Source organism: Thioalkalivibrio sp. ALE19, from assembly GCF_000428605.1.
Classification (GTDB): Bacteria; Pseudomonadota; Gammaproteobacteria; order Ectothiorhodospirales; family Ectothiorhodospiraceae; genus Thioalkalivibrio.
On record NZ_AUAG01000001.1, the window covers coordinates 175941 to 201000 of the forward strand.

Genomic DNA, 25060 nt, shown 5'->3' on the forward strand with positions numbered 1-25060 from the left:
CCACCGGAGCAGCGGAAGCGTCCGAGAGGAGGGCACTCGACGCTCCCGCCCCGGATCAGACCTTGATGTAGATCCAGCCTTCCGCCTGACGACGGGCAGCTTCGGCCACACCCGAATCAATGCGCTCGGCCTGCGGCAGGATATCGATGTCCTGTCGCCCCTCTTCCCGCGCCAGGCGGCCGAGGGTCTCGTTGCAGGCCGTAAACCGCAGACCGGGGTGTTCCCGGCTCATGCTGTCCACCCGCTCCGGGAACGGGGCCCGGTCCGCGCGCAGCATGTTGATGGCCTTGTTGTGCACCACGACCTGGACATTCAGCTGCCGGCCATCGCGCGCGGCCTCATTGAACATCGCCTCGATGTCGTCCAGCAGCTCCTCCATCGCGACCCGGTCGGCGTCATTGACATGCAGAAGGATCTGATCGGTCTCGCTGGCTGCATGGACCGGCTGCGGTGCGGCGGCGCCGCCCGCGGATTCGGCTTCCGCCATCTCCGTGAACAGGGCACTGACGGTGTCGTCGAGCTCGGGCACCCCCTGGCCTTCGGACGCCGTCGCATGGGCTGCGGAGCCGGTCCCGGCCCCGTCCACGAACCAGCCGGCGTCCCGGGTCACCTCGTAACCGGCCACCGAGCCCAGCACCAGGGCCACGACACCGGCGGCCACCGATGAGAACCAGCCGGTACGCCGGGGACCCCCCATCGGCGAGCGGAGCAATCCCGCACCACCGGAGCGGCCGCCGGCACCGCCGTGGTCACCCTCCCCGCTACGGTAATCCCGGGCCGGCGGTTCCACGTCCTCGTACGCCATCGCCACCAGCTCCTTGAGCTGGTGCATGTCACAGACCTCACGGCTCAGGTGCTCGCTGGAGGCGATCGCCTGCAGGGTCTGCAGCCGGTCCTCCGGAGAGAATTCGCCATCGACGAAGGCGTTGAGAATCTCTTCGCTCGGACGGTCCTGCGCCTTGAGTCGGTCTTCAGCCATTCTGGCTCCTTACTACCCTGAGTTGCGGCCCCTCTTCGGCGGGTTCCACGGCGGATTCCGTCGCCGCTGTGTCCTGCGGGGCCTGCTGCTGTTCCAGCAGCTGCTTTTTCAGTTGTGCCCGGGCGCGGCTGAGACGGCTCATCACGGTGCCGATCGGGACGTCCAGCACTTCGGAGACCTCGGCATAGGCAAAGCCCTCCAGGTCGACCAGCGACACCACCTGCCGATGATCGCTGCTGAGCCGGGCCATCGCCTGGTGCACGTCCGCCACCCGGCGGTTGCGCTCGGTCTGCTGCTCCGGGCAGTCCTCGCAGGCCAGCTCCATGTTGTCGACGTCCACCGTGTCCTTCTGCCGCCGTCCCCAGTCGCGGTAGCAGTTGGTCATGATGCGGAACACCCAGGACTTCAGGGCATTCTCGTCCTGCAACGACTTCAGCCGGGTGAGGGCCTTCATCATGGCCTCCTGCACCAGATCGTCGGCCAGCGCGGCGTCGTGACACCAGGCATAGGCCATGCGGTACATCTGCGGCCGCAGGTCGCAAACCTGCTGGCGCAGCCGCCTTTGCGCGAACCAGGTCGCCATTGTTCTGTCTCCTCACATCCTGCAGGCCGTCTGTGCGGCCCTGCTTGTTCTTGTACCCTGTAGGACGCGGTCCCCGGGGACGCTATTCCCGGTTCCGGACCGGGTTGCCGCGCGCACGCGACACACTTCTCTGGCCAAGGATACGCAATGCCCTTCGATCCGCAACAGCTCGAGGCCTCGTTCGCCTTTGACCCGGACACCACAACGGACCTGCGCGAGCGCTGGGCGCAACTGATGACCGACGCGGTGTGGGCCGACCTCAAGACCGGCACCATCGGCGCGGTGCCACGCCTGCGCAAGCGCCTGCTGGAGCTGGGCGAAAACCTGCGCTCCCTGCTGTCCGATCGCGCCTGGATCCCGCACGAACGCGAACGGGTAAAAGGGGCGATGGCCGCCAGCCTCAACCTGCGCGACAGCCTCAACCAGACCGACCGCGCCGCCAAACTGCTCAACGGCGGCGAGGACTTCGAGCGCTTCGAGGCCGACTACCTGGCTTTCCGCAAGGCGCTGCTGGCGTTCATCGAACACCACGAGCAGCTCTGGGGGGACCTCCTCGAGTCGCTTTACGAAGACGCCCCGGACGACGCGGACACGGACGAGGACTGATCCATGGGCGAGGAGATCGGCTCGGAGTACTTCACCCCGGAGGACCGTGAACGGTTCCGCCGGGCCCTGGCCCACGAGACCGATCTGCTGCTGACCTGGCTGGACAGCCACCGGGATACTCCGCGGGGTCCGACCACCCTGGGCTTCGAAATCGAGGCCTGGCTGTGCGACGCCGAGGGCCGGGCGCTGGCGGAGAACGATGCCTTCCTGGAGGCGATGGACAGCCCGCTGGTGTCGCGCGAGCTGGCCCGCTTCAACGTGGAACTGAACACCAGCGTGTTCACCGCGGGCCCGGGCTGCTTCACCGCGATCCTGCAGGAGCTGCGGGACACCGTGAAACGGGCGGATCGCGCGGCCGCGCGCTTCAATGGCGGGATCCTGATGGCCGGCAGCCTCGCCACCCTGCCCCCGGAGGAGCTGGGCCAGCACCGCATGTCACCCCAGGCGCGCTTTCGCGCGCTGAACGAGGCGGTACTGGAGAACCGGGCGCGGCGGCCGCTGCACGTCGACATCCGCGGCCGCGAACACCTGCTGCACGACCACGACGACGTGATGCTGGAGGCCCTCGCCACGTCGTTCCAGGTGCATATCGGCTGCGCACCGGGTGAGGCACATCGCAGCCTGAACGCGGCCATGGTCGCCAGCGCCCCGGTACTCGCGGCGGCCGGCAACTCGCCCTATCTGTTCGGGCACGAGCTGTGGGAAGAGAGCCGCATCCCGCTGTTCGAGCAAGCGGTGGAAAGCGGCGGCTTCGCCGACTCGGCCCGGGGGCCGATCCGCCGGGTCACCTTCGGCAGCGGTTATCTGCACCAGTCGGTGGGTGAGCTCTTCCGCGAGAACCGGGACCATTTTCCGGTGATGCTGCCGGTCGACCTGCAGCATCCGCCGGAGGATCTGGCCCATCTCGCGCTGCACAACGGCACCATCTGGCGCTGGAACCGGCCGATCGTCGGCACCGACGCCGGGGGGCGGCATCACCTGCGCGTGGAGTTTCGCTGCCTGCCCGCCGGCCCGTCGCTGATCGACATGCTGGCCAACGCCGCCTTCGCGCTGGGGGTGATCGAATGGCTGCGCGATGCTCCCGGGGACGGCACCGCCCACACCCCGTTCGCCGAAGCCCGCGACAACTTCTATCATGCCGCCCGCGAAGGCCTGCACGCGCGACTGCGCTGGGGCCACACGGACCCGCTCCCGGCCCCGCGCCTGATCCGGCACCAGCTGCTGCCGCGGGCCGCCGAGGGCCTGGAGAACCTGGAGATCGACCCCGGCGAGCGCGACGCGCTGCTGGGCATCATCGCCGCGCGCGTGGACAGCGGCCAGACCGGAAGCGTCTGGCAGCGCCGCTGGGTCGCGCGACACGGACGCGACTGGGCGGGACTCGTGCGCGCCTATCGCGGCTGGCAGAACACCGGCGCCCCGGTACACACCTGGGGCCTGTAACCCGAGATACCGAATCATGCCGCAAGACCGACCCGCGATCCGCGAATATTTCGAGCTGCCCGACGGCTTTCTCGATGCCACGCCACGCACCCTGAGCGAGGTCGTGCCGGAACCGGCCCTGATCCACCTCGGCGGGCGCCGCGAGCCCGCGGTGGCCGTGGTGCTCCTGCTGCACGGCAACGAACCGGTCGGCCTGCATGCCATCCAGCAGCTGCTGCGCCACTACACCCATCGCGAGCTGCCGCGCGCGCTGACCCTGGTAATCGGCAACCCGCAGGCCGCCGCGCTGGACCAGCGCCACCTCGACCAGCAGCCCGACTTCAACCGGATCTGGCCGGGCACCGAACAGCCGGGATCACCCGAGGCGGAGAGCTTCGCCGCACTGGTGGCCCGGCTGCGCGAGCGGGGGCTGTTCGCGGCCATCGACCTGCACAACAACACCGGACGCAACCCGCATTACGCCTGCATCAACCGCCTCGACCCGGCGTTCATGCAGCTGGCCGCCCTGTTCGGACGTACGGTGGTCTATTTCACCCGCCCGCGCGGCGTCGCCTCCATGGCCCTGGCCGAGCTGGCGCCCTCGGTCACCCTGGAATGCGGGCACCCGGACGATGCCGCCGGGGTACAGCACGCCTTCGAGATGGTGGATGCGGTGCTGCACCTCAGCGCCTTCCCCGACCATCCGCCGGAGCGCGACGCGATCGACATCTACCACACCGTGGCGCGGGTGCGGTTGCGTCCGGGGATGCGGGCGAGCACCGGAACGGATGCGGACGTCCGCCTGGAACCCGACCTGGACCGGCTCAACTTCCAGATGCTGCCGGCCGGTTCCTGCCTGGTTCGGCGACAGCCGGAGGTGGACGACCCGCTGGTGGTCACCGCGGAGGACGGAGCGGAGGTCACCGGAACCTATCTGGAGACCCGCGGGGAGGAGATCCGCCTGCGGCGCGACGCGATGCCGTCGATGCTGACCCTCGACAGCCGGGTCATCACCCAGGACTGCCTTTGCTACCTGATGGAACCCATGGACATGGGGACACTCACCGGAAACGTCGGCTGAGGCGGGAGACGGGAATCAGGCGTCGCGCTCGATGCGCTCGACGATCTGAGCGGGGCGGTCACCCTTGCGGTAGTTCGACAGATCGGCGGTGGTCTCGGCAAAGGCCTTTTCGCGGGCCTCTTCGGTCTCGTACCAGCGACAGGCCTCCCAGTCGGGACCCAGCAGATGCGGCATGCGGAAGGTCGCGTCTTCGGGCATGCGAATGCGAATACCGTAACGTTTCATGGTTCGGGCCTGCGCGGGTAGTGGAAACAGCGCGCCAAGTGTAGCCATCCCCCGGAATCGCGGCAATACGCGCCAACGGAGACCGAAGGTACGACCCGGCCAGAGCGTGAATACTTGTCCCGGCATCCGCCCCGTACAGCCTGACGGGCAACCGGACGGGCAATCAGGGCGCGACGAGGGCCAGGCGTCTTTGCAGCTCAGTGGCGTTTTCGGACGCGATCCTGCGAAACGTGGAGCTGATGCGGGTATCCTCCGCCACGGTTTGCCAGTACCCGATAGCAGCGCGACAGGCGGCCCCCCAGACGCCATGTTCGCGGGGCAATGGCATGGCGGGATCAAACGTCATTCGGGGAAGCTCGCCACCCGGGAGCGGCGCGTACGCCATCGGCAGCATGTCGTACACCGGGCACAGGACGAGGCGTCCCTGAGCCGGGCGAAAGGCGAGGTTGCCCGGATGCATGTCGCTATTGGCGATCAGTCGACCGAACCAGGTGATGTGACGGATGGCTGCAACCGCCTCCGGCGTCAGCAGACGCTTGTCGGCGAGCCCCGGGGCAAGGGTGTCCCATGCCGATGGCGCATGGCCGAGCAAGGCCGCGTTCACGGTCTCCAGCGTCACCACCGGGCTGCGGCCGAACAGGCCATGGCGATCGAAGCGTTCGACTTCCAGGAACGTGCGGCCCTGATGCTGGAGGATTCGGCTGGGCGGGCCCTGCACGCCGGGGAGTGCCGCGATCGCCTCCAGCGCCAGATGTTCCGCCACCAGCAGATCCGACCAGCGCTGCACGGTCACGGAATCATCCGCACCGGAGAATTTCACGATGACATGCGGGCTACAGCTGTCCTGCAATTCCCGGAGAGCGGTGAATTTCGGGAACTCACCCGCGGCGCTGGAGCCCGCGAGGCCCAGCGAGATGGCCTCCTCCGCCGCCTTCACATACATCCGTTCGATATCGTCCGCCCCGAGGACTGCGGGCGGATCCAGGCGAGCCTTTTGCCACTCATGGAACGCGGCGTCCCCGACGATCAGATTACCCGGGAGGTCCGACCCCACACGACTCAGAACCCACAGGATATCGTCGTCACTCCAGGTATCCGGGCTGGACGAGACCCCCAGGGCATCCTGGAAGCGATGCGCCAGCTGGCGCCCGAGATAGCCCTGAGGGCGCATGTCATACAAAGGGTATGGCAACCCGTCCCACCAACCATCGCGGGTATGGTCGCTCTCCTCCAGAGGCCAGTCCGAGCCACCGAAATCGGCATGGCAGCCCTGCGGCTGAACGGGCGAGAATTCCGTGAGTTCGTGCGGCCGGCCGGATTCATCAATCGTACGGATGGCGAGGGGCGCGAAATCACCTCGCAGCGCTCGGCGCAGGGCGTAGCGAGTGCGCCGGGCCCGCCCGGCCGCAAGCACGGGCTCGGCCGTCTCCTGCAGCAGGCGGTGCAGGGTGGGGACCGACAACCCCAGTTCGCGGGCAAGATCGCCCGCACGCGCCGGCGCGAACCTGGCAAGCGTCAGGCCGAGCTGCTGGTGCGCTGCTTCCCGCTTGCTCCTCATCGGAATCCGCCTAAATGAAAGGATTTTTGAGAAGATCTTAACCGATTAAGGTTCTGATTAATATGGCTGCAAAACCCACCCGGACATGGACTGAAACAATCGCGGCGCCAGGGCGCGGAGCCGCTCCTGGCCAGAGAGGGAGTTCGAAGGGGTTGCCCGGGAGCGACCGCGCGCAATGGCCTGGCAGCGTTTCGGAGCGATGGGAAATGTCAGCCAAACATGCCCGGGCACCAAATGAGTACGGCGTGGGCACAACTGGGCACGGTGGGTGCCCAAACGAAAAAGGGCTGCCGAAGCAGCCCCTTGAATCTGGTTGGTGGCTACGCCCTGATTCGAACAGGGGACCCCATCATTATGAGTGATGTGCTCTAACCAGCTGAGCTACGTAGCCACGCGGGCTGCGAATTCTCCCGGGCCGGGATGGTGAAGTCAAGGCCCGCCCGGGTATCCGCCGTGTCAGATCTGCAGGCGTTCGACGATCCGTCCGTTCGCCAGGTGTTCTTCCAGGATCTCGTCGATGTCGCGCTCGTCCTGGTAGGTGTACCAGACGCCTTCGGGATACACCACCGCCACCGGGCCTTCGTTGCAGCGGTCCAGGCAGCCGGCGGTGTTCACCCGTACCTGCCCTTTGCCGTGGATGCCCATCTCCTTGGCCCGGTTCTTGGCATACGAGCGCATCTCGGTCGCCCCGTGATCCTCGCAGCAGTTGCCGTCTTCCCGGCAATTGGTACAGAAGAAGATATGCCGCTGGTAGTAGCCCATGCGATGCTCCCGGATCAAATCGGCTTCATCATACTGTGTCCGGCCGGTTCAGCGAAAACGCCAGACCAGGCTGACCTCACTGATGGTGTCGGTGTTTTTCTTGCCGGGCTCGACATCGGTGTTGTGCTTGACGGTGAAGCTGGTCCGCAAAGCCATGCGGTCGGTCATGTCGGCGGTCAGGGCGAGGATGTTCTCGACCTCGGTGTTGTCCCGACCGCTGATGATCAGCAGCTCGTCGGTCAGACGCGCACTCTCGCTGATGTCCCAGCGCAGGTTGCCCCCGATCCGGCCGACCGCGTCGGTGTCGGACTCCCCGGATTCGGCCAGGCGTGCCTGGCGGGCGCCGACGCCGATCTCGCCATCCAGTCGCAGGCGCTCGCGATGCACCAGACGCCGGCCGTAACCCACGGTCTGCGAGGCCTGATAGTCATAGCTGCTGAAACGGTCGCGTTCGTAACGCAGCGCGCCGAACACGTAATCGTGTTCCGCCAGACGCCGGTCAAGCTGGTACCCCGCGACGTAACGCTGCCCCGTGGTCTCGCGGTCTTCCTCGGTGAACAGCGCGTCGCCCCGCAGCCTGTTGCGCCACAACTCGGCGGTATGCTCGGCGCGGATCCGACCGCTGGCGGTGGCCGACTCGGTATTCCCGGTCGTCAGCGAGGCCCCGGCCTCCAGCGTGGTTTCCCATCCCTCCGCATCCCAGGCCTGAGCCTGCGAGACTGGTATGCTGACAAGCATGACGGAAGACAACAGTACGGCGGCGGAACGCGGTACACGCGACAACATGGGACCCTCCGGGTCAGCAAACGGGCCCGGGACCCTAGCAAAGCCGCTGGGGAGCTCCGACCTACCCCCGAAGTACACGGGGCTTTCGGCGGTGGATCAGTGCGTGCACTGCGGTCTGTGCCTGCCCCACTGCCCCACCTACGGACTGCACCGGCAGGAAGGCGACTCCCCGCGAGGTCGCCTGACCCTGATGCAGGGCCTGGCCCGCGGCGAGCTCGATCCGCAGTCACCCCGCCTGCGCAGCCATCTGGAAGGCTGTCTCGGCTGCCGCTCCTGCGAGGCCGTGTGCCCGGCCGGAGTCCCCTTCGGCGCCCTGATGGATCGCACCCGCGAAATCCTCCTTCAGGAATCGGACGAGCCGGAGGGCGCCCCGCTGCCCATGCCGCGCATGCTGCACGACCGCCTGCTCGGATCGCCCCGGCTGCGGCGACTCGCCGGCCTCGGGGCCCGGGCCGCCGCACGCCTGCCGCGCGCCGGGCTCCCGGGACTGGACGCCACCGTGCGCCGGGCCCTGGAACATGCGCGCCCCAGCCTCGCCCCGCCTCCTCGGCTGCGCGCCGACGGCCCGCCCGACGCGGTCGACGTGCTGCTGTTCACCGGCTGCATGGACGCCTTCTTCACCGGGCCCGACCTGGAAGCGGCCCTGACCGTCCTGCATGCGCTGGGTCTGAAGGTGGGCATCCCCCCCTCCCGGACCTGCTGCGGCGCCCTGGACCGACACGCCGGACGACCCGCGGCGGCCACGGAACTCGAGCGGCACAATCGCGAAGCCTTTGGTGCGGCCGAGGATGGCCCGCCGGTGATCGTCCTCGACAGCGGCTGCGAGGCGACCCTGCGCGAGGCCGCTGACAGCTTCCCCGGGACCCGCGCGACCAGCCTCACGCGTTTCGTCGCCCGACACCTGGCGGAACACGGCCCGCCCCGTGACGGCTGGCGCGAAGACCCGGTGCGCGTCGCCCTGCACCGCCCCTGCACCCAGCGCAACGTCACCCGCGAGGGCGAGATCCTGCCGACGCTGCTGCGCGGCCTGCCCGGCGTGACCCTCACCGGGACCCCGTCCCTCCCCAACTGCTGTGGCGCGGGTGGCACCGCGATGCTCGCCTGGCCGGAACAGGCCGATGCCCTGGGGCAGCAGACCCTGCAGGCCCTGGGCACCGAGGCTCCTGACTGCATCGTCTCCGGCAACGTGGGTTGCCGGGTGCATCTGCGCGCCCTGCAGCCGCAATCGCCTGAAGACCCGCCGCTGCTCTCCCCGGCCCGTTTCCTTGCGGGGCGCCTCGCGGTAACCTGAGACAAGGCCCATACCCGAGCGCCCGCCATGCGCCGACTCTCCCCGCTGGATCATCTGATCACCCAGGCCGACGCCCTCGTCAAGGTCGTCTCCGGGCATGCCCGCTCCACCGGTCGCCCGTCGCCCGGCGGCGACGAACCCGGTCCGATGCTGGACGACCATGACCGTCAGGAGACCGGGCGGCTGATGCGGGTCAACCATGCCGGCGAGGTGGCCGCCCAGGGGCTGTATCAGGGGCAGATGCTCACCGCCCGCACCCCGGCGATCCGCGCGCAGCTGGACCAGGCGGCACGCGAGGAAGGCGACCACCTGCACTGGTGCGCACGGCGGGTCCACGAGATGGGCATGCACACCAGCCTGCTGACGCCCTTCTGGTACGTCAGCTCGCTGGGCGTGGGTGCGCTGGCCGGGCTGGCCGGGGACCGTTACAGCCTGGGCTTTGTCGACGAGACCGAGCGCCAGGTGGAGCAGCACCTGGACCGCCACCTGGACCGCCTGCCACCGTCCGACACCGTGTCGGCACGCATCCTCGAGCAAATGAAGCAGGAAGAGGTGGAACACGGGGCAAAGGCCATGGCGATGGGGGGCCGGACCCTGCCGTGGCCGGTGCGCAGCGTGCTGATGCCGCTGACCTCGAAGATCATGACGCACACCGCCTACCGGATCTGAGCCCGGTTTCCCCGGGCCGGGCATCCCCGCGGCGCGTCAGCTCCCGCGGCTCATGTTCTTGCCGTAGAAGATCTCCATCATCTCGTGCTTGAGCAGCTTGGCGATGCGCTTGGCCTCCTTCGCCGAGTAGTCGTCCTTGCCCAGCCCGAACAGGTAGTTGTCGAGGTCGAAATCCTTCAGCACCATCTTGGTGTGGAACAGGTACTCCTGGTACACGTTCACGTCCACCATCTGGTACTTGTCCTTGGTGTCGCGCGACAGGAAATCCTGGATGGAGTTGATCTTGTGATCGATGAAGTGCTTCTTGCCACGCACGTCCCGGGTAAAGCCACGCACCCGGTAGTCCATGATCACGATGTCCGACTCGAAGCTGTGGATCAGGTAGTTCAGCGCGCGCAGCGGTGAAATGCGCCCGCAGGTGGACACGTCGATATCCGCGCGGAAGGTCGCGATCCCGCCCTCCGGATGCGCCTCCGGATAGGTGTGCACGGTGATGTGGCTCTTGTCGAGGTGACCGACCACGGTCTCCGGCAGCGGTCCCGGGCCCTCGGTGTAGCCGATCTGCTCGGTCGCCACCGGCTCCTCGGAGATCAGCATGGTCACCGACGCGCCCTGCGGATCGTAGTCCTGGCGCGAGATGTCGAGGATGTTGGCACCGATCAGGTGCGCCACGTCCGTCAGGATCTGCGTCAGACGCTGGGCGTTGTAGGCCTCGTCGATGTAGGCGATGTACTCGTCGCGATGACGATCGCCCGACGCATAGCAGATGTCATAGATATTGAAGCTCAGGCTCTTGGTCAGGTTGTTGAAGCCGTGGAGCTTGATCTGCTTCTTGTGACGCGACATGGCGTACCCTCTTGCCCGGGCCGTAAGGAGCGGCGAATTGTAGAGACATCACGCGGCGAGTCAACGGCTTGCACCCGCCAGCGGCTCAGCGCGGAGCGGGCCCTTCCACGATCTCGAAATCATGGGTCACGCGGGCCGACGCCCCCAGCATCATCGACGCCGAACAGTATTTCTCGGCGGAGAGCTGTACCGCCCGTGCGACGTGCTTTTGCGACAGATCGTTCCCGTACACCCGGAAATGCACATGGATGTCGGTGAAGACCTTCGGCACCTCGTCGGCGCGGGTGCCGTCGATGTCCACCTGACAGTCCAGCACATCCTGCCGCGACTTCTTCAGCATCGCCACCACGTCGAAACTGGTGCAGCCGCCCAGTCCCAGCAGCAGCATCTCCATCGGCCGCGCCCCCAGGTTGCGCCCGCCGGCGTCCGGCGCCCCGTCCATCACCACCGCGTGGCCGCTGTCCGTCTCGCCGACGAAAGCCACACCGTCCAGCCATTTCACGCGTACCCGCATTTATCCACCCTGCCCGATATTTTTGTGAACCCGTCGAAGCAGAATCGTCACCGAACCCCCCGCCGGGTGCATTACACTCTCGTGCACTACACTTTAACGTGTTCTCCCGATCGAACCGGTAATCATGAGCAAGCCTTCCGCAGTCCAAACGGCCATGCCCAACCATTCTCCGGCGATGGAGCGCCTGCTGGAACACTGCCAGCGCCGCCACTATCCGCGCCGCACCACCGTGATCCAGGCGGGCACGGTACCGGACACGCTGTACTACGTTCTCGGCGGTTCGGTCTCCGTGCTGGGCGAGAACAACGGCCACGAACTGGTGCTGGCCTATCTCAACCGCGGCGAATTCTTCGGCGAGCTCGGGCTGTTCGAGGACGACCCGCGCAGCGCCACGGTTGTCACCCGCGAGGACACCGACACCGCGGAGATCCCCTACACGCGCTTCCGCGAGCTGGCGATGCGCGACCCCGAGATCCTGATGCTGCTGACCCGGCAGATCGCCGCCCGCCTGCGGCAGACCTCGCGCAAGGTCATGGACCTCGCCTTTGTCGACGTCACCGGCCGCATCGCGCACACCCTGCTCGACCTCGCTCAGCAACCCGACGCAATGACCCACCCCGACGGCATGCAGCTGCGCATCACCCGCCAGGAACTGGCGCGCATCGTCGGCTGCTCGCGCGAGATGGCCGGCCGCGTGCTCAAGGAACTGGAAGAACGCGGCCTGATCAGCGCGCACGGCAAGACCATCGTGGTCTACGGCACGCGCTGATCCCGCAGCCCCGGCTCAGCCCTCGCCGCGGAACAGCCGCCCGAGGGCTGCGCCCGGATCCTCCTCGCGCATGAAGGCCTCGCCCACGAGGAACGCATTCACGCCCGCCTCGCGCATCCGCTGCACGTCCTCGACGCTGTGGATGCCGCTCTCGGTTACCAGCAGCACGTCTTCCGGCACCCGGTCGAGCAGCTCCAGGGTGGTCTCCAGACGCGTCTCGAAACTGCGCAGATCGCGGTTGTTGATGCCGATCAGGTCCGCACCCAGGCGCACCGCGCGCTCCAGTTCCTCGGCGTCGTGCACCTCCACCAGCGGATCCATGCCCAGCTCGCGGGTCAGGAAGATCAGTTCGCCCAGGTTGGTGTCATCCAGCACCGCCGCAATCAGCAGCACCGCATCGGCCCCCAGCACCCGCGCCTCGTAGACCTGATACAGGTCGATCACGAAGTCCTTGCGCAGGATCGGCAGGTCGCAGGCCACGTGCGCCGCACGCAGGTCACCGTCGCGGCCCTTGAAGAAACTCACGTCCGTCAGCACCGACAGGCAGGTGGCCCCGTGCTCGGCATACGAACGCGCGAACGCGTCCGGGTTGAAGTTCGGACTGATCTGCCCCTTGCTGGGGCTGGCCTTCTTGATCTCGGCGATCACCGCGGCGCGCCCGGCGTCGATGTCCGCCTGCAGCGCGGCGCGGAAACCACGCGGCTCCTCCGCCGACGTCAGCCAGCCACGCAGCTCGCGCAGGGGCTGCACGTCGGAGCGCTCGATCAGCTCCTCGCGCTTGCGTTCGAGGATCCGCTCGAGGATATCGGGGGTGTCGTCACTCATGTTTCAACTCTCCTTTTGTGCCAGCCGCGTGGAGACGGCCTGCAGCTGTTCCAGTCGTTCGCGGGCGGCGCCACTGTCGATCACCTCGGCGGCACGGCGTACGCCCGCCTCCAGGCTGGGCGCACCGCCGCCCACGAAGATCGCCGCGCCGGCGTTGAGCAGGACGATGTCGCGCGCGGGTCCCGGCGTACCCGCCAGCACGTCGCGCAGCATCGCCGCCGAGGCCGCCACGTCGGCGACCCGCACGGTATCCAGGGCGGCGGTGCTCAGGCCGACATCCTCCGGCCGCAGGGTATATTCCGTAATCTCGCCGTCGCGCAGCTCCGCCACCCGGGTTGGCGCGCCGATGCTGATCTCGTCCAGTCCGTCCTCGGCATTCACCACCATCACGTGTTCGGAACCCAGGCCCTTCAGGGCCTCCGCCAGCGGCCGCAGCCAGTCGGCGGAGAACACCCCCAGCACCTGGTTGGGCGCACCGGCCGGATTGGTCAGCGGCCCCAGCACGTTGAACAGCGTGCGCACGCCGAGCTCCCGGCGTGGCCCGATCGCATGGCGCATCGCCCCGTGATGGGCCGGGGCGAACAGGAAGCCGACCCCGACCTCCCGGATGCAGGTGGCCACCGCGTCGGGGCCCAGCTCCAGGTTTACGCCCAGGGTTTCCAGCACATCGGCGGAGCCCGAACGCGAGGACACCGACCGGTTGCCGTGCTTGGCCACCCGCACCCCGGCGGCCGCGGCCACCAGTGCCGAGGCGGTGGAGATGTTGAAGGTCCCGGAGGCATCGCCCCCGGTCCCGCAGGTATCCACCAGGCCGGCGCGCGGGACGTCCACCCGCGTGGCCAGTTCCCGCATCACCCCGGCGGCGGCGCGGATCTCGTCGATGGTCTCGCCCTTCATCCGCAGGGCGACCAGCAGGCCGCCGATCTGGGCATCGGTGGCCTCGCCGCCCATCACCGCGCGCATCACGGCGGTCATCTCGTCGGCGTCCAGATCCTGGCGTTCAACCAGCTTCGCAATGGCTTGGGGCAGGGTCACGTTCGTTCTCCGGCTGCTGGGCGGTCAGGGATCAACGGGGCACAGTTTAGGGAAACGCGCGGCTTTACGCAGGCCGACCGGCCGCAGGGGCGCGCGGCACGTCGCGCGGACCGCCGCCCAGCCACCAGATCAGCGCCCCGACCGACCACACCACCAGGGCCCCCGCCACCAGGTGGCGCGGATCATCATCCAGATGGTCGACCAGGAACAGCGTCAGCAATGCACTGATGCCCAGCTGCACGAAGGCCTGCATGGCCGAGGCCATGCCGCGTGCCCCGGGGTAGCAGTCCAGCGCCAGCAGGGTCAGCGACGGCATGGCCGTGGCCAGGGCGAAACTGTACAGCGCGAACGGCCCGGTGATCGACACCACCGGTCCGTCCAGCCAGGCACCGACCCCGATCAACACCAGGGCCGTTCCGCTCAGGCCCAGCCCGATGCTCACGGCCGCCTGCGGCGTCAGGCGCGCGGCCGTGCGCCCGGCCACGAACGCCCCCAGCAGCAGCCCCGCCACCAGCGGCAGGAACAGCCACCAGAAATCGCGTTCGTCCCCGCCCAGATGCTCGTAGATCAGCGTCGGCGAGGCCGCGATGAAGATGAACATCGCCCCGAACATCGCCGCGTGCACCCCCACCGGCCGCAGGAATCGCGGGTTGCGCAGGGTGCGCAGATAGCCCTGCACGATCGCCGGCGGCCGGCTGCGCACCCGCCCGACCGGCGGCAGCGTCTCCGGCAGGAACGCCCGCGCCGCCAGCAGCAGCACGCCGCCGTACAGCGCGAGGAAGGCGAACACCGAGCGCCAGCCAAAGGCGGCCTGCAGCCAGCCCCCGATGATGGGTGCGGCAGCCGGCCCGATGGAGAACACCATGGTGACCAGAGCAAAGACCCGGCGCGCATCGGTCGGGTCGAAACGGTCGCGCACCAGCGCCCGGCCGACCACCACCCCGGTGGCCGCCGCCAGCCCCTGCAGGATGCGCAGGGTGACGACCTGCCAGTAGGCGGTGGACACCACCAGCAGAGCGGAGATCAGCAGATAGGCGAACAGCGCCCACAGCACCACCGGGCGCCGCCCGAAGGCGTCCGACAGCGGACCGGTGACCAGCGTGGACAGGGCAAACGCCACCAGGTAGGCGGACAGCGTGGCCTGCATGGCCGCGGAATCCACCGCCAGGGATTCCGCCATCGCCGGAAACGACGGCAGATAGGTATCCAGCGAGAATGGCGCCAGCATCACCAGCGGCGCCACCAGCAGCGCGTAGCGCAGCCGGGCACGGCGGTCGCTCAATGACGACACGGCAGTCGTCGCGCCGGGTGGTCACGCAAAGGCGTCTGGAGCGCGAACGCGCACATGGGCTCGCGTTTCCCCGGCGTCACGCCGGCTGCGGCAGGCGACGCAGGAAGTTGTCCAGCAGCTCGTGGCCCTGACGGGTAAGGATGGATTCCGGGTGGAACTGCACGCCTTCCACGTCCAGTTCACGGTGGCGCAATCCCATGATCTCGTCATGCGTGCCGTCGGCGTGTTCCGTCCACGCGGTGACTTCCAGGCAGTCCGGCACCGAGCCGGCATCCACCACCAGCGAATGATAGCGGGTGGCCTCCAGCGGATTCTCCAGCCCGGTGAACACGCCCTGACCGGTGTGATGCACCGGCGAGGTCTTGCCGTGCATGATCTCGCGCGCGCGCACCACGGCACCGCCGAAGGCCTGTCCGATGGCCTGGTGCCCGAGGCAGACCCCGAGGATCGGGATCTCGCCGGCGAAACGCTCGATCACCGCCAGCGATACCCCGGCCTCGTTGGGCGTGCAGGGGCCCGGCGAGATGACGATCCCGGCGGGGTCCAGCGTGGCGATGTCCTCCGGGGTGATGCGGTCGTTGCGATGCACGGCCACCTCCGCCCCCAGCTCGCCCAGATACTGCACGAGGTTGTAGGTGAAGGAGTCATAGTTGTCGAGCATCAGGATCATGTCGGGCTCCCGGATGGCCTGGACGGCGAGTTGCGGACAAGCGTAGCGCGGCGCGAGGAACGAAGCCCGGAAACCCGGGCAAAAGGGGGTCCACCCGCGCCGGCGGCGAAATCAGCGGCGGTGGCGGCGCGGCCCCAGCCCGCCGAGCGCAGTCTCCGCCGCGCGCACCACGGCGCGGCCCTTGTTCAGGGTCTCCTGCCACTCGTTCTCGGGCACCGAGTCGTGCACCACGCCGGCCCCGGCCTGGATGTGCAGCTCGCCTTCGTGCAGCACCGCCGTGCGGATGGCGATCGCGGTGTCCATGTTGCCGGACCAGGAGAGATACCCCACCGCCCCGGAGTACGGCCCGCGCTTGACCGGCTCCAGCTCGTCGATGATCTCCAGCGCTCGGATCTTGGGCGCGCCGCTGACCGTGCCGGCGGGGAAGGTCGCGCGCAGCACGTCCATCGCCGACAGCCCCGGCGCCAGCTCGCCTTCCACGTTGGACACGATGTGCATCACGTGCGAATAGCGCTCCACCACCATGGTGTCGGTGACCCGCACCGAGCCGGTGCGGCTGACCCGGCCGGCATCATTGCGCCCCAGGTCGATCAGCATCAGATGTTCGGCACGCTCCTTGGGATCGGCCAGCAGTTCGGCCTCCAGCGCGCGGTCCTCGTCCGGATCGCGCCCGCGCGGCCGGGTCCCGGCGATCGGGCGCACGGTCACGCGTTCGTCCTCCAGGCGCACCAGGATCTCCGGCGACGCGCCGACCACGTGGTGATCGCCCAGGTCCAGGTAATACATGTAGGGCGAAGGGTTCAGTTCGCGCAGGGCGCGGTAGAGATCCAGCGGCGGCGCGGAAAACGGCACGCTCATGCGCTGTGCCAGCACCACCTGCATCACGTCGCCGTCAAGGATGTACTGCTGCGCCTTCTCCACCGCCGCCTGGAAGCCCTCGGCCGACCAGCCGGGAACGTATTCCGGCACCGCGTGCGGATGCGGCGGATCGTCCGGCGGAACCAGCGGCTCGCCCAGACGGGTCTCGAGTTCGTCCAGGCGCTCGGACGCCACCGCCTGCCCGTCCGGCCGGGACGCATCGGCATGCACCACCAGGTACGCGCAACTGGACAGGTTGTCGTAGACCACGACTTCCTCGGAGACCAGCAGCAGGATGTCCGGCAGGCCCAGTTCGTCAGGCTTGTCCGGGCCGTCCAGGCGCGGCTCGATGAGACGCACGGTCTCGAACCCGAAGTAGCCGACCAGTCCGCCGGTGAAGCGCGGCAGGCCCGGCAGATCGGCCACCCGGAAACGCGCCTGATAGGCCTCGATCCAGGCCAGCGGGTCGGCCACGGTCTCGCGTTCGACCACCTCGCCGTCGGTCTCCACCGTGATCTCGTGGCCGTGCACCCTCACCAGGGTGCGGGCCGGCAGCCCCACGAACGAATAGCGCCCCCAGCGCTCGCCGCCCTGCACCGATTCGAACAGATACGAATACGGCCGGTTGGCCAGCTTGAGGAAGATCGACAGCGGGGTCTCGAGGTCGGCGAGCACCTCGCGCACCAGCGGGATGCGGTTATGCCCCTCGCGGGCGAGTTCGTCGAACTGTTCGGGGGTCATGGCGGACATTTCCTGGCAACGGGTCGGATGAAGGACGGCGGTTCAGAGGCCGTCGCGCCATCGTCCGGTCGCGGGGAAGCAGGCGTCCATGACCGGCCTCATGCCGCCCGTGCCGGCAGTCGCGCAGGGAGCTCGTCCAGACGGTCCAGCACCGCGTCCGGATTCTGGTCGCGGATGTCGTCCCCGTGATTATAGCCGTAGGTCATGCAGACGATCTGGAATCCCGCCGCGCGCGCCGCCTTCACGTCGCTCTTCGAATCCCCGACCATCAGCGAATCCTCCGGCTTCACGCCCAGCTCGCGTGCGGCATGCCACAGGGGCTCCGGGTCCGGTTTTTTCTTCTCCAGGTCGTCGCCGGCGACCACGATCTCGAAGTCGTCGAGGATGCCCTTCTCCGCCAGCAACGGGCGGGTGAAGCAGCCCGCCTTGTTGGTCACACAGCCCAGGCGGTAGCCCTCGGCCCGCAGACGGTCCAGGCCCTCGCGCACGCCGGGATACAGCGGGCTGCGCCCGGCGGTGTTCTCCTGGTAGATCCGCATGAAAACCGGCAGGGCCCGCTGGTACAGCTCCGGGTCGGGCTCGCCGTCGAGATCGTTGACCAGCGCACGCTGCACCAGCCGTTCGACGCCGTTGCCCACCCAGTTGCGCACCGCGGCCTCGCCGCGCTCGGGCAGACCGAGCTCGCGCATCATCGCGTCCACGCTCCAGGCCAGATCGGGCACGCTGTCGATCAGCGTGCCGTCCAGGTCGATCAGGATCATGGCGGGACGTTTCAGACTCACGCGAACCTCGCAGCGACGGGCGGAACGGACGGACGGGGCACCAACGCCTCAGGCGCCGGCCAGCTCCTCGCGCATCTTCTTGAGGATGCTGTCGTAGCGGTTCGGATCGGAATCCTCGCCCGCGCCGAAGATCGCCGAGCCGGCGACGAAGGTATCCGCGCCGGCCGCCTTGACCTCGCGGATGTTGTCGGCCTTCACGCCACCATCGATCTCCAGGCGGATATCACGCCCGGAGACGTCGATGCGCTGGCGCGCCTCGCGCAGCTTGTCCAGCGTGCCGGGGATGAACTTCTGCCCACCGAAACCGGGGTTCACCGACATCAGCAGGATCATGTCGACCTTGTCCATCACGTAATCCAGATGCGACAGCGGGGTCGCCGGATTGAACACCAGCCCGGCCTTGCAGCCCTCGCTCTTGATCAGCTGCAGAGTGCGGTCGATGTGGTCGGAGGCCTCCGGATGGAAGGTGATGTAGCTGGCACCGGCCTGGGCGAAATCCGGGATGATGCGGTCCACCGGCTTCACCATCAGGTGCACGTCGATCGGCGCCTGGATGCCGTGCTTGCGCAGGGCTTCGCAGACCAGCGGACCGATGGTCAGGTTGGGGACATAGTGGTTGTCCATCACGTCGAAGTGGACGATGTCGGCGCCCGAGTTGAGGACGTTCTCGACTTCCTCGCCCAGCCGGGCGAAATCGGCGGACAGGATGGACGGAGCAATCAGGTCGGGTTGTGCCATGCGGTGCCTCGCGAAGGTTAAATCGGGAAGGAGACCGGCGCGTGCCGGTTCTTCTGAACCGCAAAACTTTACCCGAAGGCGCGGCCCCGGGCAAAAATCCGGGACCGCGCAGCGGGGCCGACGAGCGTCGCCCCCGGGGCAAACCGCGCCTTATTCGGCGAACTCGGTCTCGATGAAGGCCGCCACGTTGGCGATGTCCTCGTCGCTCAGCGACTGCGCGTGGGGGCGCATCAGCGCGGTGTTGTCGCCCACCTGCTCGCCGGCGCGGTAGCGTTCGAGCTTGTCGGTGACGTAGGCGGCGTCCTGACCCTTCAGGGCCGGGAAGATCGCCTGACCACGCCCGTCCGCCTGGTGGCAGCTGGCACACACGGCCTGGTACATGGACTGCCCGGCCTTGATGTCGGCCGCCTGCGCCGGGAGGGTAAAGGCGAGGGCCAGACCGGCCCCGGTCATCAGCGCGAATGCGTTCTTCATTGTTGTTGTCTCCTGCTGTATCCTTCGGGTTTTGTGCACAGGGTCTCGGCCGCTGCGTGGAAGGAACATTAGCAGGCACTTCCTGAACGGTTCATTAAACAAATGCTGATTTGATCGGGGCAGGTCAGCGTCCGTGGAGATAGCGCTCGTCCGACCAGGTGGCCAGCCAACCCGGGCGCAGGACCACCAGGGCCGTGACCACGATGCCGTTGACCACCGACTCGGGCAGGATCAGCAGGGGGAGATAGCGCACGTAGTCGCGATAGACCTCGTGCCAGGCCAGTTCGGTGAACAGGCCGTACACCGCCGCGGTACCCAGCACCGCGACCACCGCCGACAGCGCCCCTCCGAGGAAGGCCACCCCGTAGAGATAGATGAACATGTGCGGCGGCAGGCGGGTTTCGGTCAGGCGCAGCAGCCCCCAGGTCACCGCCACCGGCAGGATGCCGGCCAGCAGCACGGTCAGGGGCACGGTCGACATCGGCAGCACGCCGAACAGTCCGAGCACGCCCACCACCAGAAACGCCAGCAGGATCGCCAGCTGCCAGCCGAACACCAGGGTCACTGCGGTCATGCCCATCAGGTGGAGGGCCAGGCCGTCCACGGTCTGCGCGCGCAGGGTCCAGATGACCAGCAGCGCGATGAATGCGCCGACGAACAGCTGCGCGCGACCGGGGATGAAAAAGGCCTCCCAGGGCATGCGACGCAGCATCACGACCAGCCCCGCCCCGGTCAGCAGGGCCACCAGCACCTGGAGCGCGACGGGCAGATCGGCCGCACCCTCGGCCACGGGTCAGTCCTCCTCGCGGCGCGCCAGGGCGACGGTGTAGTCGCGCCCCTGCTTGAGCTTGTCGTAGTTGCCGAACACCTCGCGAAACCCCTTTTCGATGAAGCGTCGCAGCCCGGTAATGGTCACGACATACAACCGCCCTCCGGGGTTCATCTGCTCGTGCGCATCCAGCAGCCAGGTATAGAGCAGCTCGCGCCCGACCTTGGCCGGGAGATTGGAGGCGACGACATCGAAGCGACGGTCGCGGATATGCGAGAAGCCGTTGCTCAGCAGGCATTCGACGTTGCTCAGCCCGTTACGCTCGGCATTCGCGCGGGCGTATTCCACCGCCATGAAGTTGGTGTCCACCAGGGTGCAGGCCCCGGGGGCGGCCTTGTGCGCCATCACCAGGCCGATCGGGCCGTAGCCGCAGCCGAGATCGAGGCAGCGATCACCGGATCCGATCTCGGCGTGCCGCAGCAACAGCCGGGTCCCGTCGTCGATCCGCCGCGGCGAGAACAGGCCCCAGGTGGTCCGCAGGCGCAGCGGCACGCCTTCCAGGGTCTCCTCGATCTCGAGGTCCTGTTTCAGTTCGGCCTGACGCGCGCGCCGCGCGGCGGCATCGGGAAAATGGTTCCGGCTCATTGCGATGGTTCTCCGGCGAGGCCCCGCCACAGGGATTCGGCGACGTCGGCTACCACGTCGGCGTCGTCCTCGTCCGGCAGGCCGACCACGTTTACATGCCCCATCTTGCGCCCCGGACGGGCCTCGGCCTTGCCGTACAGATGCAGCCGGGCCCGCGCCTCGCCGAGCACGCCGGTCCAGTCCGGCGCGGTGGCCGCCGGCCACAGGTCGCCCAGCAGGTTGACCATGGCCACCGGGGCCGTCGCCCGGGCCGGGGCCAGCGCCAGGCCACAGACCGCGCGCAGCTGCTGTTCGAACTGTGACACGCTGCAGGCATCCAGGGTGTAGTGGCCGGAATTGTGGGGCCGCGGGGCGATCTCGTTGACCAGCAGCTCGCCGCCGGCGGTCACGAAGAATTCCACCGCCAGCACCCCGCAGTAATCCAGACGATCGGCCACCCGCAGCGCGACGTCTCGGGCCTGCTGCTCCAGTGCGGCGGACAGACGCGCCGGGACCCGGGTCAGGTGCAGGATGCCGTGGCGATGATGGTTCTCGGCCACCGGGAACACCTCGCTGCGCCCGTCCGGCGCGCGCGCCACGATCACCGAGACCTCGCGCGCCAGCTCGACCTGCTCTTCCAGCACGCAATCCACCCCGCCCAGCCCGGCATGGGCCGCGGCCAGGTGGTCCGGATCCTCGAGACGGGCCTGCCCCTTGCCGTCATAGCCCAGACGAGCGGTCTTGAGCACCGCCGGGAAGCGCGGCTCGCCGGCCCCGGTGGCCGGGGGCTGCGGATCACGACCGGCCAGCACCGGTCGCCACGGCGCCACCGCGATGCCCGCCTCGCCCAGAAAGCGCTTCTCCTCCAGGCGATCCTGGGCAATCGTCAGCGCCCGCACCCCCGGCCGCAGGCAACCACGCGCCGCGACCCGTTCCAGCGACGCGGCGGGGATGTTCTCGAACTCGGCGGTGACCACCGCGCAGGCATCGGCCAGCTGATCCAGCGCCGCATGATCGTCGAATGCGGCGACGCGGTGCCAGTCCGCGACCGCTCCGGCCGGGCTGCGCGGGTCCGGGTCCATCACCATCACGGCGTAGCCCGAACGGCGCGCGGCCAGCACGAAATAGCGGCCCAGCTGGCCGCCGCCCAGCAGGCCGAGGGTGGCGGGCGGAGCAATCATGACCGGTTCACGCCGGGTCCGGCGGCAGGGACTGACCGAGAACGGCGTCGCGCTGTTCGGCGCGGAAGGCATCCAGCCGGGCCGCGAGATCGGGGTCGCCGGTGGCCAGCATCGCGGCCGCGAACAGCGCGGCATTGGCGGCACCCGATTCGCCGATGGCGAAGGTGGCCACCGGGATCCCGCGCGGCATCTGCACGATGGACAGCAGCGAGTCCTCGCCCTGCAGGTGACGCGAGGCCACGGGCACGCCCAGCACCGGCACCGGCGTCTTGGCGGCCAGCATGCCCGGCAGGTGCGCGGCGCCGCCGGCCCCGGCAATGATCGCGGACAGACCCCGCTCGCGCGCCTGTTCGGCATACTCGAACAGCAGATCCGGCGTGCGATGCGCGGACACCACGCGGGTCTCGTGGGGAATCTCCAGGCGCGCCAGCAGTTCGGCCGCACGCTCCATGGTTCCCCAGTCCGAGGTGCTGCCCATGACCACGCCCACGCGCGGCGGTGTTGCGGTGTCGGTGATATTCATCCGCGCAACCATAGCGGGAGCGCCGTGCGGCGACAAGCCGGCCGGCAGTCTTCGGCGGCGCGTTCCCTGTGTCGCCACAGCCGCTACAATACGCGGATGGACGATACCCTTCTTGAAAGTGACATCCCCGACCTGGAATGCGTCCACCGCGGCAAGGTGCGCGACCTGTACCGGGTGGACGACGACCACTGGCTGATGGTGACCACCGACCGGCTGTCGGCATTCGACGTGATCCTGCCTACCCCGGTGCCGGACAAGGGACGGGTGCTGACCGCGATCACCGTGTACTGGATGCAGCGCATCGAACGCGAGCTGGACATCCCCAATCAGCTGACCGATATACCGCTGGCCGAGGTAGTGCCGGACCCCGCGGTGCGCGCGCCGCTCGAGGGGCGCAGCCTGGTGGTCCGGCGACTGGAGGCCCTGCCGGTGGAAGCGGTGGTGCGCGGCTACCTGATCGGCTCCGGCTGGAAGGACTATCAGGCCACGGGTGCGGTCTGTGGTCTCCCGCTGCCACCGGGGCTGGAACTGGCCGGGGCACTGCCGGAGCCATTGTTCACGCCCAGCACCAAGGCGGCGGTCGGGGATCATGACGAGAACGTCGACTTCGACCATGTCGCCGCTGCCATTGGCGAGGAGCGCGCGCGCGAGGTGCGTGACGCCAGCATCGCGATCTACAACCTGGCGCGCGAGCACGCCGCCGCGCGCGGAATCATCATCGCCGACACCAAATTCGAATTCGGGCTCGACCGCGAAGGCCGCCTGCATCTGATCGACGAGGTCCTGACACCCGACTCCTCGCGCTTCTGGCCGGCGGACGAATACACCCCGGGCCGCAGCCCCGCGTCGTTCGACAAGCAGTACGTGCGTGACTACCTCGAGACCCTGGACTGGGACAAGACGGCCCCGGGCCCGGTGCTGCCCGCGGAGATCGCCGAGCAGACGGCGGCGCGCTATCGCGAGGCGCTGGAACGCCTGACCGGGTCGCCGCTCGACCGGCCATGAATCCCGCGGGCCTGTTCGTCAGCGCAACCGACACCGGCGTGGGCAAGACCTTCGTCGGCTGCGCGCTGCTGCGGGCCTGGTGCGCGGCGGGGCTGAACCCCGTCCCGTGCAAGCCGGCGGAATCCGGCTGCGAGACAGGGCCGGACGGCCTGTATCCCGCTGATGGCGTGGCCCTCACTGCAGCCGCGGGGCTGCCCCCGGCGGCAGTGGCACGGGTGACCCCCTGGCGGTTCCCCGATGCCCTCGCCCCGGACCAGGCAGCGCGCAACATCGGTCGCCCGCTGTACCTCGCGGACCTGGTCGACGCCTGCGAGGCACAACGGGAAGAAGCGGAGGGGCCGCTGCTGGTGGAAGGCGCCGGCGGCTTCTATTCGCCGTTGGCCGAGGACGCGCTGAACGCCGACCTGGCCGCGGCGCTCGGCCTGCCCGTACTGCTGGTGGCGGAAGATCGCCTGGGGACGCTGAACACCTGCCTGCTGACACTCGAAGCCCTGGAGCGGCGCGGACTCGCACTGGCGGGGATCGTGCTCAACCGGCGCCAGCCCGACACCGATCCACGCCTGGACAACGCATCCGCCCTGCAACGGCGCACACCAGTGCCGGTGATCGAACTGGCCGAAGGGATCACCCCGGAGCCGGCCGGTCAGAGGGTCTCGACCTCCATCGCATCGGGCCTGATCCCCCCTTCGGCCGGATCGGCCTCCGGCCGCTGATCCTCACCGCCGCGCGCCGGGGCCTCGCCGGCCTCGTCGCGGCGGAGCTCGAGCAGGGCATCACGCAGGGCATGAGTCCCGGGGTGATCCACCCGACGGCCCTCCAGGATGTGCACCGGCCGCAGGTCCTCGCCGTAGTAGGCCTCGTTGAAGTCTTCGCGGACTGTCAGGCGCGAGCCTTCGAAGCTCATCCCCAGATACGCCCCGCGGGCCCGCGCGTAAGAGATGAAATCCGCATTGACGGAGGCGCTGCGCCCGGCGCCCACCGGGCCCGCGGCGACTTCGGCATCCCCTCCCAGGCGCATGGACGAGGCAAACAGCGAATCGCGGGCATCGGGCCGCCGTGCAACCATCACCACCTCGGCGGCATCCCCGCCGATCTGTACGCCGAAGCTGACGGATCCGAGTGAATAGAACCCCACCGGACTGTAATCGCCCTCGTCTTCGTCCCAGGCCAGGGCCACGCCCAGCCCGCCGGATCCGCCAATGAAGAACCCGCCACGGATCACGCGCGGGAAGATCACCACCGCATGCGCTTCCCGCAGGTCGGCGCGCAGCGCGGGATAGTCGGGGTGCCCGGCCATGCGGGTGAGGGTGTCCTTCGCGCGGTCGACGATGTCCTGCGGATCGACGTCGCGCGCGAACGGGTTGGCGCTGGCCGGGGCCATCAGGGAGAGGGCCACGGCAAGAGCGAGAGCAATGACGATAAACGGGCGCATCGGGGCCTCCGTGGAGGTGCCTGG

At 68.5% G+C, this 25060-nt stretch carries 29 protein-coding genes and 1 tRNA gene; 8 read left to right on the forward strand and 22 right to left on the reverse strand.

Annotated features, from left to right (window positions below; all coding sequences use genetic code 11):
* Positions 1 to 55: 55 nt before the first annotated feature.
* The gene (locus F787_RS0100880) at positions 56 to 979 is read right to left on the reverse strand and encodes a hypothetical protein (protein ID WP_028491035.1); all 924 of its coding nucleotides are present in this window, start codon (positions 977 to 979) and stop codon (positions 56 to 58) included.
* Positions 972 to 1562: an RNA polymerase sigma factor gene (locus F787_RS0100885; protein WP_028491036.1), complete on the reverse strand. Its 591-nt coding sequence runs from the start codon at positions 1560 to 1562 to the stop codon at positions 972 to 974. The genes F787_RS0100880 and F787_RS0100885 overlap by 8 nt, the downstream gene beginning before the upstream one ends.
* A 147-nt stretch (positions 1563 to 1709) precedes the next feature.
* Between F787_RS0100885 and F787_RS0100890 the strand changes: the two genes are divergently transcribed.
* The 3 genes from F787_RS0100890 to F787_RS0100900 are packed head-to-tail and all read left to right on the forward strand — an operon-like array spanning position 1710 to position 4668.
* Positions 1710 to 2168: a hypothetical protein gene (locus F787_RS0100890; RefSeq protein ID WP_018869728.1), complete on the forward strand. Its 459-nt coding sequence runs from the start codon at positions 1710 to 1712 to the stop codon at positions 2166 to 2168.
* Between the two features lie 3 nt (positions 2169 to 2171).
* On the forward strand, positions 2172 to 3608 hold the full coding sequence (locus F787_RS0100895) for a glutamate--cysteine ligase (protein WP_028491037.1): 1437 nt from the start codon (positions 2172 to 2174) through the stop codon (positions 3606 to 3608).
* Between the two features lie 16 nt (positions 3609 to 3624).
* Positions 3625 to 4668, forward strand: a complete 1044-nt coding sequence (locus F787_RS0100900) for a M14 family metallopeptidase (RefSeq protein WP_018869726.1) — start codon at positions 3625 to 3627, stop codon at positions 4666 to 4668.
* A gap of 15 nt (positions 4669 to 4683) precedes the next feature.
* Here the strand turns inward: F787_RS0100900 and F787_RS0100905 are convergent, their stop codons facing one another.
* The 5 genes from F787_RS0100905 to F787_RS0100925 form a co-directional block, all read right to left on the reverse strand.
* A complete protein-coding gene (locus tag F787_RS0100905; protein WP_024328285.1) occupies positions 4684 to 4893 on the reverse strand; it encodes a hypothetical protein in 210 nt (69 codons plus the stop codon).
* 163 nt (positions 4894 to 5056) lie between these two features.
* Positions 5057 to 6451 carry a type II toxin-antitoxin system HipA family toxin YjjJ gene (gene yjjJ, locus F787_RS15380; RefSeq protein WP_028491038.1) on the reverse strand — a complete coding sequence of 465 codons (1395 nt, stop codon included), beginning with the start codon at positions 6449 to 6451 and terminating at the stop codon, positions 5057 to 5059.
* 314 nt (positions 6452 to 6765) lie between these two features.
* Positions 6766 to 6842: transfer RNA gene (locus tag F787_RS0100915), tRNA-Met, on the reverse strand.
* 65 nt (positions 6843 to 6907) lie between these two features.
* Positions 6908 to 7213, reverse strand: a complete 306-nt coding sequence (locus tag F787_RS0100920) for a ferredoxin (protein WP_018869723.1) — start codon at positions 7211 to 7213, stop codon at positions 6908 to 6910.
* Positions 7214 to 7261: 48 nt separating this feature from the next.
* Complete coding sequence (locus F787_RS0100925) at positions 7262 to 7999, reverse strand: YdiY family protein (protein WP_028491039.1); 738 nt, start codon at positions 7997 to 7999, stop codon at positions 7262 to 7264.
* 103 nt (positions 8000 to 8102) lie between these two features.
* Here F787_RS0100925 and F787_RS0100930 point away from each other — a divergent pair, with 103 nt between their 5' ends.
* The gene (locus tag F787_RS0100930; protein ID WP_081694060.1) at positions 8103 to 9290 is read left to right on the forward strand and encodes a (Fe-S)-binding protein; all 1188 of its coding nucleotides are present in this window, start codon (positions 8103 to 8105) and stop codon (positions 9288 to 9290) included.
* 27 nt (positions 9291 to 9317) lie between these two features.
* Positions 9318 to 9959 carry a 2-polyprenyl-3-methyl-6-methoxy-1,4-benzoquinone monooxygenase gene (gene coq7, locus F787_RS0100935; RefSeq protein WP_018869720.1) on the forward strand — a complete coding sequence of 214 codons (642 nt, stop codon included), beginning with the start codon at positions 9318 to 9320 and terminating at the stop codon, positions 9957 to 9959.
* A 36-nt stretch (positions 9960 to 9995) separates the two neighbouring features.
* On the opposite strand, the gene speD is transcribed toward coq7, so the two are convergent.
* Both speD and F787_RS0100945 read right to left on the reverse strand, forming a co-directional pair.
* A complete protein-coding gene (gene speD / locus F787_RS0100940; RefSeq protein WP_018869719.1) occupies positions 9996 to 10805 on the reverse strand; it encodes an adenosylmethionine decarboxylase in 810 nt (269 codons plus the stop codon).
* Positions 10806 to 10890: 85 nt separating this feature from the next.
* Entirely contained in the window at positions 10891 to 11319 is a 429-nt protein-coding gene (locus F787_RS0100945; protein ID WP_019569482.1) for an OsmC family protein, read from the reverse strand.
* Positions 11320 to 11473: 154 nt separating this feature from the next.
* On the opposite strand from F787_RS0100945, the gene crp reads away from it, so the two are divergent.
* Positions 11474 to 12088, forward strand: a complete 615-nt coding sequence (gene crp / locus F787_RS0100950) for a cAMP-activated global transcriptional regulator CRP (RefSeq protein WP_018947530.1) — start codon at positions 11474 to 11476, stop codon at positions 12086 to 12088.
* 15 nt (positions 12089 to 12103) lie between these two features.
* Here the strand turns inward: crp and trpC are convergent, their stop codons facing one another.
* The 12 genes from trpC to purE form a co-directional block, all read right to left on the reverse strand.
* Positions 12104 to 12913, reverse strand: a complete 810-nt coding sequence (gene trpC, locus F787_RS0100955; RefSeq protein ID WP_019022707.1) for an indole-3-glycerol phosphate synthase TrpC — start codon at positions 12911 to 12913, stop codon at positions 12104 to 12106.
* Positions 12914 to 12916: 3 nt separating this feature from the next.
* Positions 12917 to 13948 (reverse strand): anthranilate phosphoribosyltransferase, encoded by a 1032-nt coding sequence (trpD, locus tag F787_RS0100960; protein WP_028491042.1) that lies wholly within the window; start codon positions 13946 to 13948, stop codon positions 12917 to 12919.
* Between the two features lie 64 nt (positions 13949 to 14012).
* Complete coding sequence (locus F787_RS0100965) at positions 14013 to 15230, reverse strand: multidrug effflux MFS transporter (RefSeq protein WP_028491043.1); 1218 nt, start codon at positions 15228 to 15230, stop codon at positions 14013 to 14015.
* Positions 15231 to 15315: 85 nt separating this feature from the next.
* Positions 15316 to 15909, reverse strand: a complete 594-nt coding sequence (locus tag F787_RS0100970; RefSeq protein ID WP_028491044.1) for an aminodeoxychorismate/anthranilate synthase component II — start codon at positions 15907 to 15909, stop codon at positions 15316 to 15318.
* 111 nt (positions 15910 to 16020) lie between these two features.
* A complete protein-coding gene (gene trpE / locus F787_RS0100975; protein WP_028491045.1) occupies positions 16021 to 17508 on the reverse strand; it encodes an anthranilate synthase component I in 1488 nt (495 codons plus the stop codon).
* A 98-nt stretch (positions 17509 to 17606) separates the two neighbouring features.
* Complete coding sequence (locus F787_RS0100980; RefSeq protein ID WP_026279475.1) at positions 17607 to 18290, reverse strand: phosphoglycolate phosphatase; 684 nt, start codon at positions 18288 to 18290, stop codon at positions 17607 to 17609.
* 48 nt (positions 18291 to 18338) lie between these two features.
* Entirely contained in the window at positions 18339 to 19028 is a 690-nt protein-coding gene (rpe, locus tag F787_RS0100985) for a ribulose-phosphate 3-epimerase (RefSeq protein ID WP_028491046.1), read from the reverse strand.
* A gap of 150 nt (positions 19029 to 19178) precedes the next feature.
* A complete protein-coding gene (locus F787_RS0100990; protein WP_018869709.1) occupies positions 19179 to 19502 on the reverse strand; it encodes a c-type cytochrome in 324 nt (107 codons plus the stop codon).
* A gap of 124 nt (positions 19503 to 19626) precedes the next feature.
* Complete coding sequence (locus F787_RS0100995; RefSeq protein WP_019569478.1) at positions 19627 to 20292, reverse strand: energy-coupling factor ABC transporter permease; 666 nt, start codon at positions 20290 to 20292, stop codon at positions 19627 to 19629.
* A 3-nt stretch (positions 20293 to 20295) separates the two neighbouring features.
* Positions 20296 to 20916: a class I SAM-dependent methyltransferase gene (locus tag F787_RS0101000; RefSeq protein WP_018869707.1), complete on the reverse strand. Its 621-nt coding sequence runs from the start codon at positions 20914 to 20916 to the stop codon at positions 20296 to 20298.
* Positions 20913 to 22076: a 5-(carboxyamino)imidazole ribonucleotide synthase gene (locus F787_RS0101005; RefSeq protein ID WP_028491047.1), complete on the reverse strand. Its 1164-nt coding sequence runs from the start codon at positions 22074 to 22076 to the stop codon at positions 20913 to 20915. Before F787_RS0101005 ends, F787_RS0101000 begins: the two co-directional genes overlap by 4 nt.
* A gap of 7 nt (positions 22077 to 22083) precedes the next feature.
* The gene (gene purE / locus F787_RS0101010) at positions 22084 to 22599 is read right to left on the reverse strand and encodes a 5-(carboxyamino)imidazole ribonucleotide mutase (RefSeq protein WP_019022698.1); all 516 of its coding nucleotides are present in this window, start codon (positions 22597 to 22599) and stop codon (positions 22084 to 22086) included.
* A 96-nt stretch (positions 22600 to 22695) separates the two neighbouring features.
* On the opposite strand from purE, the gene F787_RS0101015 reads away from it, so the two are divergent.
* Complete coding sequence (locus F787_RS0101015; RefSeq protein WP_028491048.1) at positions 22696 to 23604, forward strand: phosphoribosylaminoimidazolesuccinocarboxamide synthase; 909 nt, start codon at positions 22696 to 22698, stop codon at positions 23602 to 23604.
* On the forward strand, positions 23601 to 24317 hold the full coding sequence (gene bioD, locus F787_RS0101020; protein ID WP_028491049.1) for a dethiobiotin synthase: 717 nt from the start codon (positions 23601 to 23603) through the stop codon (positions 24315 to 24317). The genes F787_RS0101015 and bioD overlap by 4 nt, the downstream gene beginning before the upstream one ends.
* On the opposite strand, the gene F787_RS0101025 is transcribed toward bioD, so the two are convergent.
* On the reverse strand, positions 24248 to 25036 hold the full coding sequence (locus tag F787_RS0101025) for a lipid-binding SYLF domain-containing protein (RefSeq protein ID WP_018869702.1): 789 nt from the start codon (positions 25034 to 25036) through the stop codon (positions 24248 to 24250). The two genes, bioD and F787_RS0101025, sit on opposite strands and share 70 nt — an antisense overlap.
* Between the last annotated feature and the right edge of the window lie 24 nt (positions 25037 to 25060).